This is a genomic window from Actinomadura sp. KC216, assembly GCF_004348535.1.
Taxonomy (GTDB): domain Bacteria; phylum Actinomycetota; class Actinomycetes; order Streptosporangiales; family Streptosporangiaceae; genus Spirillospora.
This window is the reverse complement of record NZ_SMJX01000013.1, coordinates 1-22,022: the sequence shown is the minus strand read 5'-3', so window position 1 is coordinate 22,022 and position 22,022 is coordinate 1. Positions and strand designations below refer to the sequence as shown.

The window sequence follows — 22,022 nt, the reverse complement described above, 5'->3', positions numbered from 1 at the left end:
CCGTGACCACCCCGGAGGTCATCGTCGTCGGCGCCGGCCCCGCCGGGCTCGCCGCGGCGCTGGCCCTGCACGCGCGCGGCATCGCGGTGACGGTGCTGGAGGCCGAGGACGCCGGGCGGGTGCGGCCCGGCAGCCGCGCCCTGTACGTCCACCGCGACTCGCTGCGCCTGCTGGAGGGCGTGCGGCCCGGGCTGGGCCGGGACATCGCCGGGTACGGCCTGACCTGGCGCGTGCGCCGGACGGTGTATCACGGGCGGCAGGTCTTCGAGCGGACCCGGCCGGACCTTCCGCCCGGCGTCCTGCCGCCGTTCACCAGCCTGCGGCAGACCGACACCGAAAGGTTCCTGCGCGGCGCATGCGAATCGGCGGGGATACCGATCGAGTGGGGCACGCCCGTCGAGGCGGTGTCGAGCTCGGCGGACGGTGTCACGGTCGGCACCGCGGACGGTCGCGAGCGCCGCGCCGCGTACGTGGTCGGCGCCGACGGCGCGCGGTCGACGGTGCGGCGGTCGCTGGGCGTCGCCGCCACCGGGCCCCGCACCGAGGGCTTCCACGTCGTCCTCGACGTGGAGGCGGACCATGACGATGACCTGCTCCGCGCACGGACCTTCCACTACCGGCACCCTCGCCTGGGCGGACGTCACGTCCTGCTAGTGCCGTTCACGGGCGGCTTCCAGGTGGACCTCCAGTGCCGTTGCGACGACTCGGCCGCCGACTGGGACGACGAAGCCGCCGTGCACGAATGGCTCCGCCAGGTCGTGGACCCCTCCTACGTCCCGCGGATCCGCTGGATCTCGACGTATCGGTTCCTGCGGGTCGTGGCGGACGACTTCACCGACGTCCATCGGCGGGTGCTGCTGGCCGGGGAGGCGGCGCACCTGTTCCCGCCGTTCGGCGCCCGAGGCATGAACAGCGGCTTCGCCGACGCCGTCGCCGCCGCCGCGGCGGTGGCCGAGGCGCGGGACGCCGGCGGGCCGGAGCGCGCGGCCGCGGTCGGCCGGTTCGCGGTGGAGCGGCGCGCGGCCGCGGTGCGCAACGCCGCCGCCACCGAGCGGGCACTCGCCCATCTGGCCCCGGGCCGGAGCGGACGGTTCCGGCAGGCGGCCGCCGCCGCGCTGTCCCCGCTGGTCCCGCGGTGCGGCCGATGGCTGGAGCTGGCGCCCTACGGCGTCGCGGGCTCCGCCCGCCCGGCCGGGAACGGGGGAGGCGGGGGAGGCAGGTACTGACCGTGACGCACGGAAGGAACGGCACATGCTGATACCCCAGGTCGATCGCGCGAGCCGCGAGGAATCGATGGAGTTCCTGCGGACCCACGAGTTCGGGCAGCTGGTGGCGGCCGGGCGGGGCCGGGACGTCCCGGTGGTCGTCCCGACCCAGTTCGTGGTGATCGACGACGAGACGCTCATGCTCCACCTGTCGGCGAAGAACTCCGTCTGGGCGGCGATCGACGAGAACCCGATGGTGATGCTGAGCGTCGCGGCCCACTACTCCTACATCCCCGGATACTGGCGGGTCGTCGGCGACGAAGACCCGGACATGGGGATCCCCACGATCTACTACGCCGCCGTCCAGGCGCGGTGCGAGGTCGAGATGATGGACACGACAGAGGCGAAGCTCGAGGTGCTGCGCGCCCAGCTGCGCCAGAAGGAACCGGACCGCAAGCACGACCCGGATGTGCACGCGCACCTGCTGCCCGGGATCCGGGGCGCGCGGCTGGCGATCAGGGAGCTGGACGGGAAGTTCAAGTTCGGCGGCAACATGGACGTCCCGCACCGGCGGGCGGTGGCCGAGCGGCTGACCGAACGGGGCCGGCCCGCCGACCTCGCCGGGCACGGGTACGCGATGCGGAACATCGAGCGGGACGAACGGAAGGCGGCCGCCGAAAGCGCCTCGGACTAGCGACGGCGACGGTCACCCCCGCGATCGGCCCCCGCGATCAGCCCGGCGGGATGTTCTGGTTGAGCCGGAAGAGGTTCTCCGGATCGTATTTCTTCTTCAGGGCGGTCAGTCGGGCGAACACCTCGTCGCTGTAGGCGCGGCGGACCTGGGTGCCGCCCTCGTCGGCGAGGAAGTTGAGGTACGGGTCGCCGGTGGCGTGCGCGCGCATGGCGTCCCACGTCCCGCGGACCCACCTGGTGTGGGGGTCGGCGTCGGCGGCGTCCGCCCACATGCCGAGGATGTTCATCACGAAGCGCGGCGTGCGGTGGGAGAAGGCGCCGTCGCCGGACGAGCCGCGGGCCACCGCGCCCTCCAGATGGTGGAAATGGACGGCGCTGAGGGGGAAGAGCCGGGTCAGTTCCGCCGCCCGCTCGGCGGCGGTGTCGATGGCCGGGCCGGCGAGGTCGGCCAGATGGTGGGTCTTCCAGTAGGCGTTGATGCCGCGCGGCGCGGTCGGATCGAACATTCCCTGCAGAACCGTGTAGGGAATGGGCCCGAGGGCGTCCGCGACGGGTTCGCCGAAATCGCGCAGTTCCTTGAACGCCGCCGTGGCGGCGTCCGCCGTTCCGATATGGCAGCACGCCACGGCGATCGCCTGCCGGCCGTGCCATTCGGCGGGCACGAACGGCATCGGCGGGGCCGCGAGGAACACCACCATGGTGGTCAGCTCGTCGGGCAGGTCGCGCGTCCATTCCGCATAAAAGCGCAGCAGCTCCGGGCCCCGCTCGGCCGGAAAGAGAATGACGCCGCCGTACACGAGCGGGCCGACCGGAAGCAGCCGGTATTCCAGCGAGGTGACGACACCGAAATTCCCGCCGCCGCCGCGTAGCCCCCACAGCAGTTCGCGGTTCTCCCGCCCGTCCGCGGTGACCGTTTCGCCGGCGGCGGTGACGACGTCGGCCGAGACGAGGTTGTCGGCGGCGACGCCGTGCTTGCGCATCAGCCAGCCGATGCCGCCGCCGAGCGTGAACCCGGCGATGCCCGTGCCGCTGACGACGCCGCCGGTGGTGGCGAGCCCGAACGCCTGGGTCTCCGCGTCCAGCTCCCCCCAGACGACCCCGCCCTGCGCGCGGGCGGTGCGGGCGGCCCGGTCCACGCGGATGCCCTTCAGCGCCGAGAGGTCCACGACGATGCCGTCGTCGCAGGTGGCGAAGCCCGCCACGTTGTGGCCGCCGCCGCGCACCGCGACCGGCAGCCCGTGCTCGCGGGCGACGCCGAGGGCGGTGACGACGTCGGCGGTGCCGGCCACCCGGGCGACGGCGATCGGGCGGCGGTCGATGGCCCCGTTCCAGACGCCGCGGGCCTCGTCGTAACCGGCGTCGGCCGCGGTGATCAGCGGTCCGCGCAGGTTGTCGCGCAGCTCCGTGATCACCCTTTCGTGGCGGGACGGGCCGTCTGCCATGTGGGGTTCCCCTCGATTTCGTGTCGCGAACCGATGGTGACGTGACGTCACGGCCGATGGTGCCGGACTCGGTGTGCGGGATCAACCGCGGACTCGTACACGCAGCGGCCAGGATGAGAGGATCCGCGCCATGGGATTTTCCGTCCGCGTGGATCGCCACCTGGCATCCCTGAATATTCCGGAATGGGACGCGGTGCAGCCGGACGGCGGCTTTTACTCGTCCAGTCCATGGTTGCGCCATGCCGAGCGCACCGCAGATCCGGCGCCTTTCTATTTCACCGCCGCCGACACCGCCGGCGCCGACGCGGGCCGCCTGCGAGCGACGATGCCGGCGTACGCGCTGACCCGCGACGCGCCATTCGTCTTCTGCCGCGCCGACCACGTGATCGACGACATCAGCCGGACGGCGGCGGGCCGGCCGGCGGAGTGGGCCGGAGCGCTCATGCCGTGCCTGGCCTGCGGTCCGCGCCATCCCTCCCACTCCGGCGCGGCCTTCGCGCGGGATCTCGGTCCCGATGACCGGCTCAAGGCGGCGACGGCCCTGGTCGCCAGGGCGGAGGAGGTCGCGGCGGAGAACGCTCTCGCCTCCGTGACGTTCCTCTACGTCGATGCCACCGACGACATGTTCCGGACGGTGCTGGAGAAGGGCGGGTACACCGCGCTCCACTGCGCGACGACGTACATGCTGCCCGTCCCCCAGCCGGGGACCTTCACCGACTACATCGCCGCGTTACCGACGAAGACCCGGCGGCGGCGCGTCGCACGCGACGTGCGCGCGCTCGACGGGGCGGGCGTGACCTACCGCGTCCGCCCGCTGACCGAAGAGCTGGCCGGACGGCTCGCCCCGCTGGAGGCGCAGCTGTACGCCCGGTACGGGACGCCCGGCGATGAGGCCGCGCTGCTCGGCGTCCTGCGGAGCGTCGCCCGCAACGTGCCCGACCACGCCGAGGTGGTGACGGCGGAGCTCGGCGGGCGGCTCGCGGGCTTCGTGCTGATCTTCGCCGACGGGCACGACCTCTACGCCCGGCAGGCGGGCTTCGACTACGCGGTCAAGGGGCGCCTGCCGCTGTACTTCGGGCTGGTGTACTACCAGCTCGTCCGGCTCGCCCAGGCCCGCGGGCTGGCCGCGATCCACTACTCGATCGGGGCGGACGAGGTGAAGGAGTCCCGCGGCTGCACCGGGGTCGAGCAGATCGCGTACGTGAAGAGCCTCGACCCGCGCGACCCGAGCGCCCGGCGCGGTGTCGCGGAGCTCGCCGAGCTGTCGCCCCCGCGCGGGTGACCCGCCGGGGCAGGGACTCCCGGCCGCGCGCCACGGGGCCGGGCGCACCGAGGCCATGGACGGCTCTCGCGCGCCGGCTCGGCGCGGCGGGGTCCAGGGCGGCGGAGCTCGTCCTCGGCGGCCGGCTGGAGCGGGTGCTGCTGCCCGTCCTCGCGACCGTCGGGACCAACTTCGCGGGCTTCGGCGCGCTGGTCGGCTACTTCGGCCTCTGGCTGATCAAGGACCGGGACGCCCCCGTGGAGACCGTCTCCACCGCGCTGTTCGCGGCCGGTCTCGCGGGAGCGTGCGGGGCGGCGCTCGCCGGTTCGCTGGTCGACCGGTTCGGCCCGCGGCGGATGATCATCGCCATCGCCGCGCTGCACGCCGCCGGCACCACGGTGCTCGCGCTCCCGGGCATCGGCACCTGGCCCGCGATCGGCATGCTCGCGGTGGTCACCGGCACCCAGCCGCTGCGCGGGGTCGCCCAGCGGACGCTGATCGGCCATCTCGGCGCCCGCGCCGGCGACACCGAGAAGGGCTTCGCGGACTACCGGCTCGTCCTGAACGTGGGCCTGCTGTGCGGCCCGCTGCTCGGCGCGGCCCTGCTGCAAGGGGGCTGGACGGCGCTGCGGGCCGGTGTGTGCGCGCTGTACGTCCTCTCGCTGCTGCCCGCCGTCGCCCTCTACCGCGCCGGGCGGGCCCCGGACGACGCACCCGCCGTGAAGCAGTCCAAGGCGCCGGACGAAGCGTCGTCCGGGACGCCCGGGGCGGGTGGGCGTGCCGTGCACGGGATGACGGCGCTGCTCGCGGACGGCAGGCTCCTGCTGCTGCTCGTGGCGTCGAGCAGCGCATGGACGGTCATGTACGTCTTCGAGGCGGTCCTCCCGATCGTGGTCGTCGGCTCGGACGTCCTGACCGCGAGCGAGTGGGGCCTGCTGTACGCGGTCGGGCCGCTGCTGACCCTGGTCGGGCAGCTCCGCGTGCAGCGCCGCCTCCGCGCGCTCTCCCCCGCCACGCGGCTCACGGCCGGGGTCCTGCTGATGGGGCTCTCCTTCGCGGTGTTCTGGGGCGGCCTGACGGTCGCGAGCCTGCTGCTGTTCATCGTCGCCTTCGTCCTCGGCGACATGATGTGGGGCCCGGCGAGCGAGGACATCGTGGTGCGGGCGGCGCCGGACGGCCGCGTCGGCACCTACATGGGCGTGGTCACATCCACGATGTGGATCGGCAGCGCGCTCGCTCCCGCCGTGGGCCTGCCCGCCCGGGAGCGGTACGGCGACGGGGTCCTGTGGCTGGGCGTCCTGGCGCTGTCGCTGGTCGCCGCGGCCTGTTACGCGAAGGTGCACCGGGCGGTCGCCGCGGAGCGTTCAGCCGCATAGCCCTTTGCCGGATTGGGGGCGAGGATGAGGCCATGACCCACGCACGCACGGGCAAGCAGTACCTCTCGGACCTCCGGGACGGCCGCGACGTCGTCGTCGGCGGGTCCCGGGTCGCCGACGTGACCTCCCACAGCGCGCTGCGCGGCAGCGCGAACTCGATCGCCGCGCTGATGGACCTGCACCACGACCCGGACGCGCGCGACGACCTGATGACGACGTGCCAGGAGACCGGCGAGACCGTCCCCTGGTCCTACGCCCTGGCCACCGACGCGGCCGGCGTCGCCGCCCGCGGCCGCGCGTTCGAGATCGTCGCGCGGGCCACGGCGGGCCTCATGGGCCGCAGCCCCGACTTCCTGGCGACGCTGCTGGCGAGCTGGTACGCCCGCAGCGACTTCTTCGGCCGCCGCGATCCGCGGTTCGCCGACAACGTCCGTGGCTACTACCGGCACGCGCGGAAGCTCAACCTGTGCCACACGCACGCCATCAGCGATCCGCCCCGCGACCGGCACCTCGCCGGGACGGGCGAGCCGCTGACCCTCCGCAAGGTGGGGGAGACGAGCGAGGGCATCGTGGTGCGCGGGATGAAGATGCTGGCGACGCTCGCGCCGGTCGCGGACGCGCTGCTCGTCTACCCGTTCCGGCCGCTCGGCCCGGACGAGGCCGCCCAGACGCTCGCGTTCGCGCTCCCGGCCGACGCGCCCGGTCTGCGCCTGCTCTGCCGCGATCCGCTGGCGCGCGACGCGCCGCTCTTCGACGCGCCGCTGAGCGAACGCTTCGACGAGATGGACGCGCTGTGCGTGTTCGAGGACGCCGTCGTCCCCCGGGACCTCGTGTTCATCGACGGGGACGTGGAGCTGGCCAACGCGTTACGCGCGGAGACGGCGATGACCACCTACCAGTGGCACCAGACGTCGGTCCGCGCGGCGGTGAAGGCGGAGCTCCTCGTCGGCGTCGCCGGGCTGCTCGCCCGCGCGAGCGGCCGGGACCGGCAGCCGCCCACCCGCGTGATGCTGGGCGAGATGGCGGCGATGGTGGAGAGCCTCCGCGCGCTGGTCACCGCGGCGGAGGCGACGGCGGCGCCCGGCCCGGGCGGGCGGCACCTGCCCGCGACGCCGCCGCTCGGCTCCTCGTCCGTCCTGGCCAGCATGTTCTTCCCCCGGTTCGGGGAGTTCCTGCAGCTGATCGGGTCCAGCGGGCTGATCATGGGCCCGTCCGAGCGCGACCTGTCCGGCCCCGCCGCGGAGCTGCTGCGCGACTACTTCACCGGCGACGTGCTGAGCCCCGACGAGCACGCGGCGCTGCTGCGGCTGGCGTCCGAGCTGGCGGTGGGGGCGTTCGGCGGCCGTCATCTGCTCTACGAGCGCTTCTACCTCGGCCCGCCGGACGTGCTGCGGGAGCGGTTCCTCCAGATGTTCGACCGGGAGAAGGCCGAGCAGTACGCGCGCGGCTGGCTCGTACTGCCCGGCTCCTGATCACTCGGCTCGTGACTACGCGGCTCCTGTCTACGCGGCTCCTGGCTACGCCGCGGCTCGGGCCAGGACCGTGATGGTGCGGACCAGGCGGCCGATGTCCTCCTCGGTGGTGTAGCCGTGCGGGGAGATGCGCAGCCCCTTGCCGCGGGCGGAGCAGACCACGCCGGCCGTCCTCAGCTGCGCGACGGCCGTCTCCGGATCCACCCCCGGCACGGTGAACGTCACGATCCCCGACCGACCCCCGGCCGTACGGTCCGACAGGATGGTCGCCCCGGCCTCGGTGAGTTCCGCGCTCGCCAGGTCGCACAGCCCGTCGATGTGCTCCCACACCCGCTCCACCGTCGCGGCGTGCAGCAGGTCGAGGGAGGCGCCCAGCCCCAGGATCCCGGCGGCGTTGAGCATGCCGCCCTCCAGGCGCCGCGCCGTGTCGTCCGGATCGAACGCCAGCGAGTCCCACAGGCCCGGGTCGCGGACCGAGGCCCAGCCCGGTTCCAGCGGACGCAGCAGGTCGAGGCGGGACCGGCGCACGTACAGCACCCCGGCGCCCGCCGGGCCCAGCATCCACTTGTGCCCGTCGGCCGCGGCGAAGTCGACGCCCCACTCCTCCAGCCGGGCCGGGAGGACGCCGAGCCCCTGGATGGCGTCGACGCACAGCAGCGTCCCCCGCTCCCGGCACAGCCGTGCCAGCTCGGCGAGGTCCGTCCGCCAGCCGCGCGCGAACTGCACCCAGCTCACGGCCACCAGCCTCGGCGCCGGACCCGCGTCGATGACCTCGGCGTAGGCCGAGAACGGCAGGGTGCGGCCCGGGCCGCGGGGATGGACGAAGGCGACCGACACGCCCCGGCCGGCGAGCGTCGTCCAGGGGAACACGGTCGAGGGGAAGTCCAGGGCGGGCACCACGACCCGGTCTCCGGGCTTCCAGTCCAGGCCGGAGGCGACGAACGCGAGCCCCTCGGTGGTGTTCTTGACGAACGCGACGTCCGTGGCGGGGACGCCCATCAGCCGCGCCGCCGCCGCGCGCACCCGCTCGACGGCGGCGGCGTGGTCGTCGTAGGCGAGCGCCCCGTCGCGCGCCAGCTCCAGCGCATGCTCGCGCATGGCCTCCGCCGCCGGCAGCGGGACGGGCGCGATCGCGGCATGGTCGAGGTAGGCCCAGCGCCGGCACACGGGGAACCGGTCACGGTCGAGCGGTGCTTTCATGCGATCGTCCTCGTCCGCCTCTCCCGGTTCAGGCCGCGATCGGGCGCCGGCCCCAGATCTGGGTCAGCGCGAAGGTGATCTCCCACGTTGCGGGATCGTCGACGGCCGCCTGCATCTCGGCGAACGCGGCGTCGAACTCCTCCGGTCCGAGCAGCCCGTGTTCGAGGATGGTGTCGTGCATGCGGCTGAGCAGGATGAGCGGCATCTGCATGTAGGGATGGCCGCCCTGCAGGGCGCGCACGGCGGCGCGGGCCCGGACGTCGTCCAGCCCGCGCTCGCGCATGATGTGCACCAGCCGCCGGCCGATGTTGGGGTCGCCGCCGAACGTGGCGAAGGCGCGTTCGATCACGTCCTTCACCCCGGGCCACGACGGTGGCGTCGGGAAGTAGTCCCAGGCGGCCTGGTCCGACTCCTGGCAGCAGATCACCCCGCCCGGCCGGGCGAGCTCGATCATCTCGGTGAGGAAATCGCCGTAGTCCTCGAACAGCAGCAGCAGGAAACGGGAGTGGACGAAGTCGAACGACCCCCGCGGCAGCGTCGTCTTCCGGGCGTCGGCGAGGACGAACTCGACGTTTTCGAGGCCGTGTTTCCGGCAGTGCTCCCGGGCGGCCTCCAGCAGGTGCGGTGTCCTGTCCACCGCGACGACCTTTCCGGTCGCGCCGACCCTGCGCGACAGCGGTTCTAATATTCCGGCCGGGCCGCAGGCGACGTCGACGCATGTGGCCCCCGCACCGATGCCGATTTCGTCGAGCATGGCCTCGACGTCGCCGGACCAGACCTCCGCCTGTACCTGGAGGCGCTCCGCCTCACCCGCGCTGTCGAAGACGTAACCGGGCGTGGTCACGTCGCATCACCTCTCCCCGTCAGAACCCCGTGAGGACAATTCCCTGCCTCATTATCGAGGTAATATGCCATTTGTTCGAGGTGGTGTACGCCTATTCGTTCAGGTTCGTTCAGGTTCGTTCAGGCGGGATCGAAGCGCCGTTCCGGCGGCGCGTCGATGTGGTCCCCAAGGCCGCGCCGGGTGTCGCTTTCCAGCGCGCGCACCGACTTCAGCCGCATCCCGACGAGGCCCGTCGCGACCGACAGCAGCGCGGCCAGCAGCAGGATGAGCGCCATGCCCGACCCGGGACCGGTGCCCACCAGCGGCCCGGCCACCGAGCCCAGCCGTCCCCGCATGCCCGGCTCGAAGACGTAGTCGGCCAGCGGCCCCGCCGACAGCATCGCGACCGGCCCCGCCGACTCGGTGATGATGCGCCGCGCCGCGAAGACCCGCCCCTGGAGGTCGTCCGGGATGGTGTGCTGCCAGAGCGACTGGTGGGCGGCCAGCACCGCGGGCAGGATGAGACCGGCGGCGAACGAGGCCGCGAACCACGCGACCGGTTCGGTGGTGACCGCGAGCGGCAGCTGGCCCGCCAGCCCGGTGAGCACGAACCCCAGGAAGATCACCCGCAGCGGCGAGCGTCCCGCGGTGCCGAACACGGTCGTCGCGAGGCTGCCGAGCAGGCCGCCGATCCCGGCGGCCGAGAGCGTCCCCGCCAGCACCGCGTTCCCCTCCGTCCTGGCCAGGATCATCGGCGCTTGCAGGACGCCCAGCATGCTGGAGAAGAAGAACGCGAAGAAGCACAGCTGCAGCGCGAGCAGGCCGCGTTCCCTGGCGATGTACCGGAAGCCGAGCGTCAGGTCCGACCGCCAGGCAGCCCGCTTCCCGGACGGCGCAGGGCCCGCCGGAGCGCGCTTCTCGCCCCGGACGGCCAGCAGGGTGACGGCGGCCACCGCGTAGCTCAGGACGTCGATCACCAGGATCGTGGCGAGCCCCGCGGACTGGAGCAGCGCGGCGCCGAGCACGGGGGCCCCGATCCCGGCCACGGAGACGGCGAGCGACACGAGCCCGTTCGCGCGCGCGTAGTGCCGGGACGGCACCGTCACCGTGATCAGCGACATCATCGCCGGGAACTGCAGCGTCAGGCTCGCGCCCAGCGCGAGCATCGCCACATAGATGAACCCGGCCTGGAGGTTGTCCAGCCCGTACAGCCCCCAGAGGAACGCCATGACCAGCGCCCCGACCAGGTTGCTCAGCATCAGCGTCCGGTAGCGCCCCCACCGGTCGGTGAGCATCCCGGCGACCGGGCTCAGGCCGACGACCGCGGCGAACGAGCACAGTTCGAGCAGGGCGACCGGGGACGCCTGGTGGCTGCGCTGCCAGAGCCACACCGTCAGCGCGAAGTTGGTGGTCGCGCTGGCGAGCTGGGAGATCGCCAGCCCGAACCAGACGATGCCGAAGTAGGCGATGCCGTTCGAGAGCCGCCGCGGGGTCAATGTTCGAGCGAGACCCGCGTGCCACCGGCGTTCACGGCGTCCATCATCTTCGCGAAGTCCATGTGCCCGGCGACGTGTGCCGTCCACGCGCTGATCCGTTCCTCGAGTTCGGCCGAGTGCGCCATGCGCCTGGCCATCTCCGGACCGGTCGGCACCGGTCCGGCCAGCGGGCCGTCCGGGAAATGCGGGATGACGCCGAGACAGGGTATCCCCGCGCACGTCTCGAGGATCTCCACCGCGGAGTCGAAATCACCGTGGTCGCCGTCGAACCGGTTGACCACGAAACCCACCACGCGCCGCCGCTCACCCGGCGTCATGAGATCCAGCGTTCCCAGCAATGCCGCGAACACCCCGGTCAGGACCGTGGTGCACACCAGAATGCACGAGGCGTCGGTCGCTTCGGCGAGCCAGAGATTGGTGACGTCCCGCTCCTTGAGATTCATCTCGACGGGGCTGCCGCACCCTTCGGCGATGACGGCGTCGTGACGTCGCTCCAGCCCGCGGTAGGCGTCGAGGACCTCGGCGCGGCTGCGGCTGGTGCGCAGGGTGGCCGGTTCCTGGAAGAGCCAGTCGCTCGTCCGCTGCCCCCGGACGGAGGTCGCGACGCCGTCCGGAGTCGTCCAGATGGCGATCGGGTTCATGTCCCGTTCCGGTGCCACGCCCGCCGCTATGGCCTGGTACGCCTGGTGGAAGTGGATCACGCCGTCCGGTGGCACGGGGTAACCCGCCGGGCCCTCCTCCATCGAGAGCGACTTGAACGGCGTCACCGACACCCCCTGGTCGCGCAACCACCGGCAGATGGCCATCGTGATGAGCGTCTTTCCGACCCCGGAAGACGTTCCCAGCACCACGAGCCGGGCACCACTGTTCGTCGTCGGCACGTCCATATCGCGAGCCCTTTCCCGCACAGTAGAAATCGGGCGCCGGCCTTTGTGGTCCTGCAACAAAAGAACGGTCGGTCGTCTACTCGGCGTGGCGTTCTCACCGTTGGCACGGCAAATCTTCACCTAAAAGCATTCAAATCTCAAGGGTGATCACCCGCGTCGGGCACGGAGTCGATCTCGATGCGGGTGGCGAGCGACGCCGGCCGGCCGGTGACGTAGCAGTACCGGGCCCGGGGCGTGGTGAGCAGCGGGATGTTCTCCGCGTGCGCGACCAGCGCGGCGCCGCAGGCGGCGAGCACGGTGTCACCGAGATAGCCCGCCGCGGTCTGGGTGCGGTAGAGCGCGCCGAGCGCGGCGGCCTGCGGGGGCGTCAGGGAACGGAGCTCGGCGCCGTCGGCGTCCGCCAGCTCCCGCAGCGACGGCGTGATGTCGGCGGGATGGGCCCTTCCGCAGCGCTCGCCGCAGCCGGCCAGGCCGCTGGCGCTGACCATCGCCAGCGTGGTGATGACGAGCGTAAGGCGCCCGTCGACGGTTCGCTCGCGCAATTGTGCGGCGTCGTGAGCGTGGCCGAGTGCGATGCAATACAGGGCGTAGGGATCGGTGACAGCGCGCATGATGTCATGGCCGACCCTATTCCACGCCATCGATTCCACCGCCATCGCCGCCTTCACCGATGAAGCCACAGCTGATTCTGACATCTATCCGCTGTTTCCCTCAATCGCGAGGCGCCTTTCACTTACGTCCCTTCCGTCACAGCATGGGCCCCTGAAAAACGCGGTCTGCGGTGCGTCCGAAATCGTTCTATCGGCGGCGCTTGAAGTGACGAGTTCTCGCGCGTAACATCAGCGCTCGGCAACGAAGCCTGGGATGACAATCGAAGCTCGGACAACAGAAGCCGGGACATGCGCGATCAACGATTAATCTCGCTGGGCATCAAGTTGAGTCACGACAGCAGCGTCGCCCTCTTTTCGGACAACAGCCTCGTCCGGTGCTACGAAATCGAGAAACTCGACAACAATGCGCGTTACTCGGAGTACGGGCTGACGCGCGGCGAGCTGTCCGATCTGCTCCTCGACATGGGATACGAGTGGGGCGAGGTGGACTCGGTCGTCGTCGACGGCTGGCACACGACGCCGTACGGGGTGTCCGTGGGCGGGGCGACGGTACCGTTCGAGGTGGGCGACTACGGTCATCTCTACGACGTACGCGCCAATCCGCTGGCGAAAAAAGCCGCGTTCAGCCCCTACTTCGACCGGGAGTACAGTTCCTACCATCACATCGCCGGCCACATCTACTCCGCCTATTGTTGCAGCCCCATCGGCCGGCGCGGTGAACCGTCATTCGTGCTGACGTGGGACGGCATGTCCTTCCCCCAGCTCTTCCACTATTCTCCGGGCGGCCCACTCGAATGCCTGGGCTATCTGTTCCCGATGAGCGGGTTCATCTACACGTACTTCGCCGTGAACTTCGCCCCGTACAAGGAGTACCGGCCGAACGACCTTTCGCTGGCCGGAAAGTACATGGCCTACATCGCGAAGGGGCACCGGCAGCCGTCCCTTCTCGAAAGCTTTCACGCGATCTTCGAGAAGCTGGTCGCCAGGACCGGGACCGTCACGACCCACGACCAGATGCTCGAATTCGAGCGGGCACTGCTGCTGAAGCTGGTCTTCCGGGCCAAGGCCAGCGGCTTCGGCGACGACGACGTCCTCACGACGTTCCACCACTTCCTCGAAGAGGTGCTGGTCCGGACGCTCGCCGCACGCCTGGACGAGCTCGACAAGGGCCCCCGGAACCTCTGCTACGCCGGCGGGTGCGCGCTGAACATCAAGTGGAACAGCGCGATCCGGCGCTCCTGCAACCTGGCGGAGCTGTGGATCCCGCCGTTCCCGAACGACGCCGGGTCCGCGATCGGCACCGTCTGCTGCGACCTCGTCGCCCAGCACGGCTACGAGTCGGTCGACTGGGACGTCTACAGCGGCCCGTCGATCCGGGACACGCCATGGGATTCGGCGGGCTGGTCCACGCGCGACTGCACCCTCAAGGACCTGGCCCGGCTCCTCCACGAATCGCAGGAGCCGGTGATCGTCCTGCACGGCCGGGCCGAGCTCGGGCCGCGCGCCCTCGGGAACCGCAGCATCATGGCGGCGCCGACCGCGCCGGAGATGAAGGTCACGCTCAACCGGATCAAGCGGCGCGAGTCGTACCGGCCGGTCGCGCCGATCTGCGCGGAGGAGGACGCGCCGCGGTTCTTCGACCCCGGCACGCCCGACCCGTACATGCTCTACGACCACCGCGTGCGCCCGGACGCGGCCGAGCGGCTCCCGGCCGTCTGCCACCTGGACGGGACGGCCCGCCTCCAGACGGTCAACGAGCGGGAGAACCCGGAGATCCACGCGCTGCTCAGGCACTACGCGGAGCTCAGCGGGCTGCCGGTCCTCTGCAACACCAGCGCCAACGACCTCGGCTCCGGTTTCTTCCCCGATATTCGCAGCGTCGTCGAATGGGGTCACGTGAACTACATATGGGCCAAGGGAAAGCTTTACACGCGCACCGCACCGGTCGATTGAGCCGATTGATCCAGCAATTCTCAGCGCGAAGAGGAATCCATGTCTACCAGCGCGGACGCCCCGCACGGATTCCGGGGTGGGCTTCATGAGGTCTTCCGTCGGCGGGCGAGGGAACTGCCCTCGCGGACCGCGGTCGAGTTCGGCGGTGAGCGCCTCACCTACCGGGAGCTCGACCAGTTCTCCGATCGGCTCGCGGGCCGGTTGACGTCCCAGGGCGTGCGGGTCGGCGATGTCGTCGGCCTGTGCTTCCCGCGGGGCGTCGACATGGTCGCCGCGCTGCTCGGCGTCCTCAAGGCGGGGGCGGCCTACCTGCCCATCGATCCGGACCATCCGGCGGCCCGCGTCCACTACATCGTCGATCACAGCCGGGTGGACGTCGTCGTCGCGGCCCCGGAGCTCGCGGGCCTGTTCGACCGGCCCGACCTCACGCTCGTCGCGTACGAGCGCGGCGCGTTCACCGGCGACGCCCCGCCCGGATGGGCCCCGGCGGAGGTCTCCGCGGACGCGCCCGCCTACGTCATCTACACCTCGGGAACGACCGGCGAGCCCCATGGCGTCGTCGTGGAGCACGGAAACGTCGACAGGCTGTTCCGCGAGACGGAGCAATGGTTCGATTTCTCCGCCACCGACGTCTGGACTCTCTTCCACTCGAACGCGTTCGACTTCTCCGTCTGGGAGCTGTGGGGTGCGCTGCTGTACGGCGGCAAGGCCGTCATCGTGCCCGGCGCGACCGCCCGCACGCCCGAGCGCTTCCACCAACTGGTCGCCGACGCGGGCGTCACGGTCCTGAGCCAGACGCCGACCGCGTTCCGCGCCTTCGCCGCGGTTGACGCCCGCCGCCGCTCCGACCTCGCGCTCCGGCACATCGTGCTGGGCGGCGAGCCGATCGACAAGGACGTCGCCGTGGCGTGGCTGGCCCGGCGCGGCGAGTCCCGCCCGCGGCTGGTGAACATGTACGGGCTCACGGAGACGACCGTGCACGTCACGTACCGGCCGCTGACGCTCGACGTGCTCGGCGCGTCGGAGCACTCTCCCATCGGCGTGCCGATCCCCGACCTGACCATCCGGCTCCTGGACGGCGCCGGGCAGCCCACCCCCCGCGGCGAGATCGGGGAGATCCACGTCGGCGGCGCCGGCGTCGCCACCGGCTACCTGAACGACGCCGACCTCACCGCCTCGCGGTTCCTGGGCCGGGACGCGGGCGACGGCAGCCAGGAGCGGATCTACCGCACGGGCGACCTCGGCGTCACCTACGACGGCGTCGAGTACTTCTTCGCCGGGCGCGCGGACGACCAGATCAAGCTGCACGGCTACCGGATCGACCCGCGGGAGATCGAGGCCGTGGCGGACGCGCAGCCCGGCCTTTCCGGGTCCGTCGCGCTGCGGGTGTCGCCGTCCAGCGGTGATGCCCGCCTCGTGCTGTTCTGCCTGCACGAGCGCGGAGCCGCACCGGCCGAGCGCGACGCCGCCCGCGAGGCGGTGTTGGCGCGCATCCGCGAGTCGCTTCCCCCGTACATGTGCCCGGCCGAGTGCGTCCTGCTCGAAGAGCACCCGAGGAACCACAACGGCAAGGTCGACCGCGACTCCCTCCGGGAGCTGTACCTCGCCCAAGAGCCGTCCGCGCGGCCGGACGCCCGGCCCGACGCCGGGCCGGATGCCCGGCCGGACCCGAACGGCGGCTATCCCGAGAAGGTCCGGGCCGTCTGGGAGCAGGTCCTGAAGAGGCCCGTCGGCTCGCCGGACGCGGACTTCTTCGAGGACGGCGGCACCTCGCTCGACCTCATCCGAATCATGACGGAAACGAAGAGGCAGCTCTCCGTGGACGTCGACCCGGCCGCCTTCGCCGACGGCCTCTCGTTCGACCTCTATGTCGAGCACGTCGGCAAGCAGCTCGCGTCCGGGAGCCGGACGGCCGCCGAGCGCGGCCCCTCGCCCGCACCAGATGATCGCGAAAGTTGATGTCATGAGCCAGTTCACGCTCACGCCCGACGAACTCGACGCATTCCAGCAGAACGGCTATGCCGGACCGTTCACGCTCTACGACCCCGAGGAGATGGCGAGCCGCTGGCGGAAGGAGCGGCTGCGGCTGCTCGACCGGAAGGACGCCGTCTACCAGGACACGGAGGCGGTGTCGCAGGGGACCAACATCTCCAACTACGACCGTCACCTCGACAACGCCTTCCTCGCCGAACACATCGCGCGGCCCGAGATCGTCCACCGCGTGGCGAGCATTCTCGGCGACGACGTCCTCTGCTGGCGCTCGGAGTTCTTCCCGAAGTACCCCGGCGACGAGGGGACCGACTGGCACCAGGCGGACACCTTCGCCAACGCGGGGGGAGAGCCCCAGATCGTCTGGGCCGAGGACAAGGAGTACGGCGGCACGATCACGGTGTGGACGGCGTTCACCCGGGCCACCGTCGAGACCGCCTGCCTGCAGTTCATCCCCGGCACGCACCGGCAGATGTTCTACGACGAGAGCCTGGGGATGCACTACGACCCCGAGGCGAACCGCAACAAGGTCAAGAACGGCGTGAGCCGCGGCTTCTTCGGCTACGACTACCGCCAGCTGCAGATCGACCCGGACTGGTCCCCGGACGAGAGCAAGGCCGTGTCGATGGAACTGGAGCCGGGGCAGTTCATCATCTTCTGGTCGACGCTGATGCACGCCTCCCACAGCCACGCGGGCCGGACGGACGAGATGCGGCTCGGCTTCGTCAGCCGCTACGTCCCGGCGTCGGTGTCGGTCTATCCGGGCCTCGACGAGATCCACGAGTACGGCGGGCGGATCTCGCTGGAGCGCTTCGGGTGCGTGCTGGTGTCGGGCGAGGACCGCTACCAGCGGAACCGGCTCCTGACCCACACGACGACCGGCATCCCGTTCCGCAAGAACTGATCATGGGACGGCTGGAACGGCTGGAGGCGTGGGCGGCGACCGCCGTCGAGGTCTGCGGCGAGGTCAAGCCGCTGGCCGACCGGCTGCCGCAGGACCGCTTCGAGGTGGTCGTGGAAGACCACGAGCGTCTCGGCGCGGCTCCGCAGCGGATGCTCGACGGCGCCGCCCGCGCGGCCGGCCTGCGCCAGACGATCCGCGTCTGCTCCGCGCCGCGGCGGCCCTCTAGCTCGTTCGGGCTCTCGATCGAGCGCCGCCTCAGCGCCCTGCTGCGGGATCCCGGGCTGTTCGACGAGGAGAGCGCCGATGCCGGGGCCGCCGTGATCGAGCGCGCCGCGGCCAGGGCCCGTGACCGGGCACCCAGGCGGGTGCCGGTCGCCACGCACGACGGCCTGACGCTCGACGCCTTCACGGCCGGCGACCGGGCCCGCCCGGCGGTGATGCTGATCCCGCCCTGCGGCATGCCCGTCGAGCTGTCGCGGCGGTGGCTGCACGCGCTCGGCGACGAGCATTTCGTCATCACCTGGCAGACGCGCGGCCTGTTCTCCCCGGCCGATCCCGAGCCAGGGATGGCATGTGACGTGGCCGCCCAGGTCGGCGATCTGCTGGCGGTCATGGACGCGCTCGGCGTGCCGTCCTGCCACCTCATGGGCCTGTGCGGCGGCGCGGTCATCGCGCTGGAGGCGGCCCATCGGCATCCCGGGCGGTTCGGGTCGATGAGCCTGTGGCACGGGGACTACGACTTCGGGCCCGGCACGCCGAAGACCGACCACCAGCGCGACGTCCAGGCGCTGATGGAGATCGGAGCGGACAGCCCGGAGAAGGCGGCCTCGTACCAGAAGCTCATGCACCGCCCGGCCGCCCTGGCGACGATCCCCGAGCGGGTCGCGCCGCTGGTGATCTACCCCTACGCCACGCCCACCCTGTTCCACCACTACGCCCGGCTGAACCTCGCGATCATGTCGTTCGACAGCGCGGATCCGCTCGGCCGCATCCCGCACTCGACGCTGGTCGTGACGAGCCGGACCGACACGACCGCGCATCCGGCGGGCTCGCATCGCGTGGCGCGCGAGCTCGCCCGCGCCCGGCTCGTCGAGGAGCCCAGCGGCGATCACCTGTCCGTCTTCGACACCTCGGCCCGACTGACCCGGCTCGCCGCCGGCTTCCTGGCGGCGCAGCATCCGACCCACGCCTGAAGGATGATCGACATCGCATCCCTCGAAGTCGAGAAGATCGATCGCGGCCTCGGCGGGCTCGTCGAGGACTGCGTCCTCGTGCGGCACGCGACGGGGGACCGGCGGGTCGCCGGGGTCTTCGCCGTGCCGGGCGAGGACGCCCCCGCGGTCCGGCGCGCGGCGGCCCTGTGCGAGGAGGCCGCCACGGGCGGCGAGCTCTCGCTGTTCGAGCCCGACGACGACCTGATGATCTTCCACCGGAACCGGCGGGAGGCCGACTTCATCTTCCGCGAGGTGTTCCGCGACAACGAATACCTGCGCAACGGGGTGAGGCTGCCGGACCGCCCGACCGTGGTCGACGTCGGCGCGAACATCGGCGGCGCCGCCGTGCTGTTCGGGAAGGCCGCCCCGGGCGCCCGGATCTTCGCGGTCGAGCCCGTCCCGCACCTCTGCCGGGCCGTCGAGCTGAACGCCAGGCTGCACGACATCGACGTCGTGGTGATCCCCTGCGCGGTCGGCGACGCGCCCCGCCGGACGCAGATCACGTACTACCCGAAGAACACCGCGATGTCCGGGCTCCTCGCCGACGCGGCGGACCGGGACGTCCTCAAGACCTATCTCGCGGGCCAGGAGGAGGCGGGCTCCGACGCCGGGCTCGACGCCATGGTCGCCGAACTGCTCGCCGGCGAGTCGATCGAGTGCGCCGTGCAGACGCTGGGGCAGGCGCTCGACGGCCACGCCATCGACCGCATCGATCTCCTGAAGATCGACGTCGAGAAGGCGGAGTGGCAGGTGCTGCGGGGCATCGGCGACGAGCTGTGGCGGCGCATCGACCAGGTCGTCATGGAGGTCCACGACATCGACGGCCGGGTCGCCGCGTCCGTCGCGCTGCTGGAGGGCAAGGGCTTCACCGTCTTCGTCGACCGCAACCAGGACCTGCTCGCCACCGACATGCACGGCCTCTACGCCCGGCGGGGACCGGTGGGGCCCGATCCCGCCGCCCCGCCCTGGCGCCGGCCGCTGTCGACGCGCCGGGCGCTGGCCGCGGCCATCCGCGCCGAGCTCGGCGGGGAGCTCGCCGCCGAGCTCGCCGACCTGCCGGTGGAGCGATTCCGGTTCGGCACGGCGCTGCCGAGGGACGCCCGCGGCGAGATCGACACGGCCGCGCTCATCGCCCTGCTCACGGAGGAAGCGGCGGACGGCACCGCCGAGGGCGGCCCGCTGCCCGAGATCGAGAAGAAGCTCGCCGCCATCTGGCGCGGCATCCTGAAGGTGGACGACGTCTCGGCGTCCGACGACTTCTTCGCGCTCGGCGGGACGTCGCTCAAATCGGTGCGCATGGTGCTCGAAGTGCACGAGGCGTTCGGCGAGGACGTGCTGCCGCCGGACCAGCTGTTCGAGGGCAGCCGCTTCGACGAGATCGCGGCGATCATCCGCGGGAACATGCGATGAAGCGGCAGCTCTTCGCCGCCCTGGAGGACCTCGCGGGCAACCACCGCAACGTCGTCGTCCACCGTGACGGCGGCAAGGTCCGCACGACGTGGTCGGAGCTGGCGGCCGACATCGACCGGGCCGTCGCCCGGCTGGCCTCGCTCCGGCCGCCGGACGGGCGCGACTTCCACGTGGGGCTGATCGGGCCGACGAGCTACGAGTGGATGGTGCTCGACCTGGCCTGCCTGAAGGCGGGCTTCCGGTCGATCGCGGTTCCCGAGTTCCTCACCGGCCGCGAGATCGGTGCGCTGTTCCGGGAGGCGAAGGCCGACGTCGTGCTCGCCGACCGGGCGCTGGAGGAGCGGCTCACCGAGGTCGACGCGCCGGTGTGGTTCTTCGGGCGCGGGGGAGCCGATCGCGGAGGAAACGACTTCGCGGGCCTCGCGGGCGCGGAGTGGACCTGCACGGCCGACCGGATGCTGGACCACTATTCGATCGGCTACTCGTCCGGTACCTCGGGCAAGGCGAAGCGGATCGACCTGACGTTTCCGCCCGAGCCCGAACAGCGCTCGACCGGCCTGAAACGCGGCCTCGAATTGGCCGCCCAGTATTACCGGTACAGGACCAGCTTCTGGAGCCGTAAAGACAACAAGGTCCTCATCTTCATGCCGTTCTCGCACGTCCAGCAGCGGGCCTTCGTGCGGCTGGCACTGATGCGCCGGATCGACATCGTCCTCTCCGATCCCCTGCGCTGCGTGCCGGATCTCGTCGTCGAGAAACCGAACATCATGGTGAGCGTTCCCATGATCTACGAGGCGCTCGCGACGCGGATCGAGGAGAAACTGCAGCGGCTCAGCGCGCGCCAGAAGGCCGTCTTCCGCCTCTACCTCCGGCTCCGGATCAACCGCCTCGGCAACCGCAACTGGGTGAAGCGCCTCTTCGGCCGCTACCTGTTCGCCAAGGTGCGCAAGGTGTACGGCGGCCGGGCCGACTATTTCGTGACGGGCAGCGCCCCGATCGGCACGCGCACGCTCACGACGTTCTACCGGGTGGGCGTGAAGGTCTACGAGGGGTACGGGCAGAGCGAGCTCCCGCGGATCATCTCCATGAGCTCGGAGAAGGACTTCCGCATCGGCAGCGTCGGCAAGCCGCGCGTGCCGGTCAGGATCGGCGAGGACGGCGAGATCCGCGTCGGGATCGACCGGAGCGAGCTTCCCGATCCGTCGATCGTCACCTTCGACCCGGACGGGTACATCCGCACCGGCGATCTCGGCCACCTGGACGCGGACGGCTTCCTGTTCCTCCACGGCCGCAAGGACGACGTCATCGTCCTCGACAACGGCAAGAAAGTGTTCCCCTCCAGCGTCGAGGCCGTGTTCCACGAGCTGAAGGCCGAGAACTCGATCTGCGTCACCTCGTTCGACGGGAAGCGCCTCGTCGCCATCGCGCACTGGCCCGCCGAGAAGGGCGGCCCCGACGCGCTGAGGGCCTATCTCGCCGCGGGAAATCCGGAGCTGGCGGAGCACGAAAAGGTGAAGCTGTTCGTGCGCAGCGAGGTGCCGTTCAGCGCCGAGAACGGCATGCTCACCGGCACCCGGAAACTGCGGCGCCACCAGATCACGAGCTCATTCCGCGACGCGAAGCTGGAGCGGGTCGATGACTGAGGACAGGAGCTCACCGGGCGGCGAGCACAACTTCGGAGCCCTCCTGCGCCGTCGCGCGGCCGAATCACCGGCGAAGCCCGTTTACACGTTCCTGCGCGACGGGGTGGACGACGCGCACAGCATCAGCTACCGGGACCTCCACGACTCCGTGTGCGCCCTCGCGGCCCGCCTGAGCGAACTGCCGAGACCGGCGCGGGCCCTGCTGCTCTATCCCCACGGGCCGGAGTTCGTCCGCGCGTTCTGGGCCTGCCTCCTCGCCGGGGTCGTCCCCGTGCCCTGCTACCCGCCGCGGAACATGCGCGCGGTGGAGCGGCTGCTCGCCATCGCGCAGGACGCGCGGGCCTCCGTCGTCCTGACCGACGAGATGATCCGCAGCCGCGCGGGCGATGGGCTCGCGACGATCGCGCCGTGCCTGGTGACCGACGAGATCGCGAGCGGCGGCG

18 protein-coding genes are annotated in these 22,022 nt (G+C 71.4%); 12 read left to right on the top strand and 6 right to left on the bottom strand.

Annotation, left to right across the window (positions count from 1 at the left end; genetic code table 11):
- Window positions 1-2: 2 nt before the first annotated feature.
- Both E1264_RS04235 and E1264_RS04230 read left to right on the top strand, forming a co-directional pair.
- A complete protein-coding gene (locus E1264_RS04235; protein ID WP_243710737.1) occupies window positions 3-1,226 on the top strand; it encodes an FAD-dependent monooxygenase in 1,224 nt (407 codons plus the stop codon).
- Between the two features lie 25 nt (window positions 1,227-1,251).
- Complete coding sequence (locus tag E1264_RS04230; RefSeq protein WP_132169741.1) at window positions 1,252-1,899, top strand: FMN-binding negative transcriptional regulator; 648 nt, start codon at window positions 1,252-1,254, stop codon at window positions 1,897-1,899.
- Window positions 1,900-1,936: 37 nt separating this feature from the next.
- Here E1264_RS04230 and E1264_RS04225 read toward each other — a convergent pair whose 3' ends face one another.
- A complete protein-coding gene (locus E1264_RS04225) occupies window positions 1,937-3,340 on the bottom strand; it encodes an FAD-binding oxidoreductase (protein WP_132169739.1) in 1,404 nt (467 codons plus the stop codon).
- Window positions 3,341-3,470: 130 nt separating this feature from the next.
- Between E1264_RS04225 and E1264_RS04220 the strand changes: the two genes are divergently transcribed.
- From E1264_RS04220 to E1264_RS04210, 3 genes are read left to right on the top strand one after another with little or no spacing between them, the layout of a single operon-like run.
- Window positions 3,471-4,622 carry a GNAT family N-acetyltransferase gene (locus E1264_RS04220; RefSeq protein WP_132169737.1) on the top strand — a complete coding sequence of 384 codons (1,152 nt, stop codon included), beginning with the start codon at window positions 3,471-3,473 and terminating at the stop codon, window positions 4,620-4,622.
- On the top strand, window positions 4,619-5,977 hold the full coding sequence (locus E1264_RS04215) for an MFS transporter (RefSeq protein ID WP_132169736.1): 1,359 nt from the start codon (window positions 4,619-4,621) through the stop codon (window positions 5,975-5,977). The genes E1264_RS04220 and E1264_RS04215 overlap by 4 nt, the downstream gene beginning before the upstream one ends.
- 32 nt (window positions 5,978-6,009) lie before the next feature.
- Complete coding sequence (locus E1264_RS04210) at window positions 6,010-7,449, top strand: 4-hydroxyphenylacetate 3-hydroxylase N-terminal domain-containing protein (protein ID WP_132169734.1); 1,440 nt, start codon at window positions 6,010-6,012, stop codon at window positions 7,447-7,449.
- 45 nt (window positions 7,450-7,494) lie between these two features.
- On the opposite strand, the gene E1264_RS04205 is transcribed toward E1264_RS04210, so the two are convergent.
- From E1264_RS04205 to E1264_RS04185, 5 genes are all read right to left on the bottom strand, one after another.
- Window positions 7,495-8,649 (bottom strand): aminotransferase class V-fold PLP-dependent enzyme, encoded by a 1,155-nt coding sequence (locus E1264_RS04205; protein ID WP_132169732.1) that lies wholly within the window; start codon window positions 8,647-8,649, stop codon window positions 7,495-7,497.
- 28 nt (window positions 8,650-8,677) lie between these two features.
- Complete coding sequence (locus E1264_RS04200) at window positions 8,678-9,493, bottom strand: class I SAM-dependent methyltransferase (RefSeq protein ID WP_132169730.1); 816 nt, start codon at window positions 9,491-9,493, stop codon at window positions 8,678-8,680.
- A gap of 119 nt (window positions 9,494-9,612) precedes the next feature.
- Window positions 9,613-10,968, bottom strand: a complete 1,356-nt coding sequence (locus E1264_RS04195) for an MFS transporter (RefSeq protein WP_165963981.1) — start codon at window positions 10,966-10,968, stop codon at window positions 9,613-9,615.
- Entirely contained in the window at window positions 10,965-11,855 is an 891-nt protein-coding gene (locus E1264_RS04190; protein WP_132169726.1) for an AAA family ATPase, read from the bottom strand. Before E1264_RS04190 ends, E1264_RS04195 begins: the two co-directional genes overlap by 4 nt.
- A 137-nt stretch (window positions 11,856-11,992) precedes the next feature.
- The gene (locus E1264_RS04185; RefSeq protein ID WP_132169724.1) at window positions 11,993-12,466 is read right to left on the bottom strand and encodes a hypothetical protein; all 474 of its coding nucleotides are present in this window, start codon (window positions 12,464-12,466) and stop codon (window positions 11,993-11,995) included.
- Between the two features lie 324 nt (window positions 12,467-12,790).
- Here E1264_RS04185 and E1264_RS04180 point away from each other — a divergent pair, with 324 nt between their 5' ends.
- From E1264_RS04180 to E1264_RS04150, 7 genes are all read left to right on the top strand, one after another.
- Window positions 12,791-14,419, top strand: coding sequence for a carbamoyltransferase N-terminal domain-containing protein (locus tag E1264_RS04180; RefSeq protein ID WP_165963980.1), 1,629 nt, complete (start codon window positions 12,791-12,793; stop codon window positions 14,417-14,419).
- Between the two features lie 39 nt (window positions 14,420-14,458).
- A complete protein-coding gene (locus tag E1264_RS04175; protein WP_132169720.1) occupies window positions 14,459-16,378 on the top strand; it encodes a non-ribosomal peptide synthetase in 1,920 nt (639 codons plus the stop codon).
- 4 nt (window positions 16,379-16,382) lie between these two features.
- Window positions 16,383-17,312, top strand: a complete 930-nt coding sequence (locus E1264_RS04170) for a chlorinating enzyme (protein ID WP_132169718.1) — start codon at window positions 16,383-16,385, stop codon at window positions 17,310-17,312.
- A 2-nt stretch (window positions 17,313-17,314) separates the two neighbouring features.
- Window positions 17,315-18,505 carry an alpha/beta hydrolase gene (locus E1264_RS04165; RefSeq protein WP_132169716.1) on the top strand — a complete coding sequence of 397 codons (1,191 nt, stop codon included), beginning with the start codon at window positions 17,315-17,317 and terminating at the stop codon, window positions 18,503-18,505.
- 3 nt (window positions 18,506-18,508) lie between these two features.
- The gene (locus tag E1264_RS04160) at window positions 18,509-19,936 is read left to right on the top strand and encodes an FkbM family methyltransferase (RefSeq protein WP_132169714.1); all 1,428 of its coding nucleotides are present in this window, start codon (window positions 18,509-18,511) and stop codon (window positions 19,934-19,936) included.
- A complete protein-coding gene (locus E1264_RS04155; protein ID WP_132169712.1) occupies window positions 19,933-21,579 on the top strand; it encodes an AMP-binding protein in 1,647 nt (548 codons plus the stop codon). The genes E1264_RS04160 and E1264_RS04155 overlap by 4 nt, the downstream gene beginning before the upstream one ends.
- A partial coding sequence (locus E1264_RS04150) for an AMP-binding protein (RefSeq protein ID WP_165963979.1) occupies window positions 21,572-22,022 on the top strand: 451 nt, incomplete at its 3' end. The genes E1264_RS04155 and E1264_RS04150, both read left to right, overlap by 8 nt.

Coding starts and splice junctions, on each gene's coding strand:
- E1264_RS04230 (WP_132169741.1), top strand. CDS start 1,252: ATGCTGATACCCCAGGTCGATCGCGCGAGCCGCGAGGAATCGATGGAG.
- E1264_RS04225 (WP_132169739.1), bottom strand. CDS start 3,340: ATGGCAGACGGCCCGTCCCGCCACGAAAGGGTGATCACGGAGCTGCGC.
- E1264_RS04220 (WP_132169737.1), top strand. CDS start 3,471: ATGGGATTTTCCGTCCGCGTGGATCGCCACCTGGCATCCCTGAATATT.
- E1264_RS04210 (WP_132169734.1), top strand. CDS start 6,010: ATGACCCACGCACGCACGGGCAAGCAGTACCTCTCGGACCTCCGGGAC.
- E1264_RS04205 (WP_132169732.1), bottom strand. CDS start 8,649: ATGAAAGCACCGCTCGACCGTGACCGGTTCCCCGTGTGCCGGCGCTGG.
- E1264_RS04190 (WP_132169726.1), bottom strand. CDS start 11,855: ATGGACGTGCCGACGACGAACAGTGGTGCCCGGCTCGTGGTGCTGGGA.
- E1264_RS04185 (WP_132169724.1), bottom strand. CDS start 12,466: ATGCGCGCTGTCACCGATCCCTACGCCCTGTATTGCATCGCACTCGGC.
- E1264_RS04175 (WP_132169720.1), top strand. CDS start 14,459: ATGTCTACCAGCGCGGACGCCCCGCACGGATTCCGGGGTGGGCTTCAT.
- E1264_RS04170 (WP_132169718.1), top strand. CDS start 16,383: ATGAGCCAGTTCACGCTCACGCCCGACGAACTCGACGCATTCCAGCAG.
- E1264_RS04165 (WP_132169716.1), top strand. CDS start 17,315: ATGGGACGGCTGGAACGGCTGGAGGCGTGGGCGGCGACCGCCGTCGAG.
- E1264_RS04160 (WP_132169714.1), top strand. CDS start 18,509: ATGATCGACATCGCATCCCTCGAAGTCGAGAAGATCGATCGCGGCCTC.
- E1264_RS04155 (WP_132169712.1), top strand. CDS start 19,933: ATGAAGCGGCAGCTCTTCGCCGCCCTGGAGGACCTCGCGGGCAACCAC.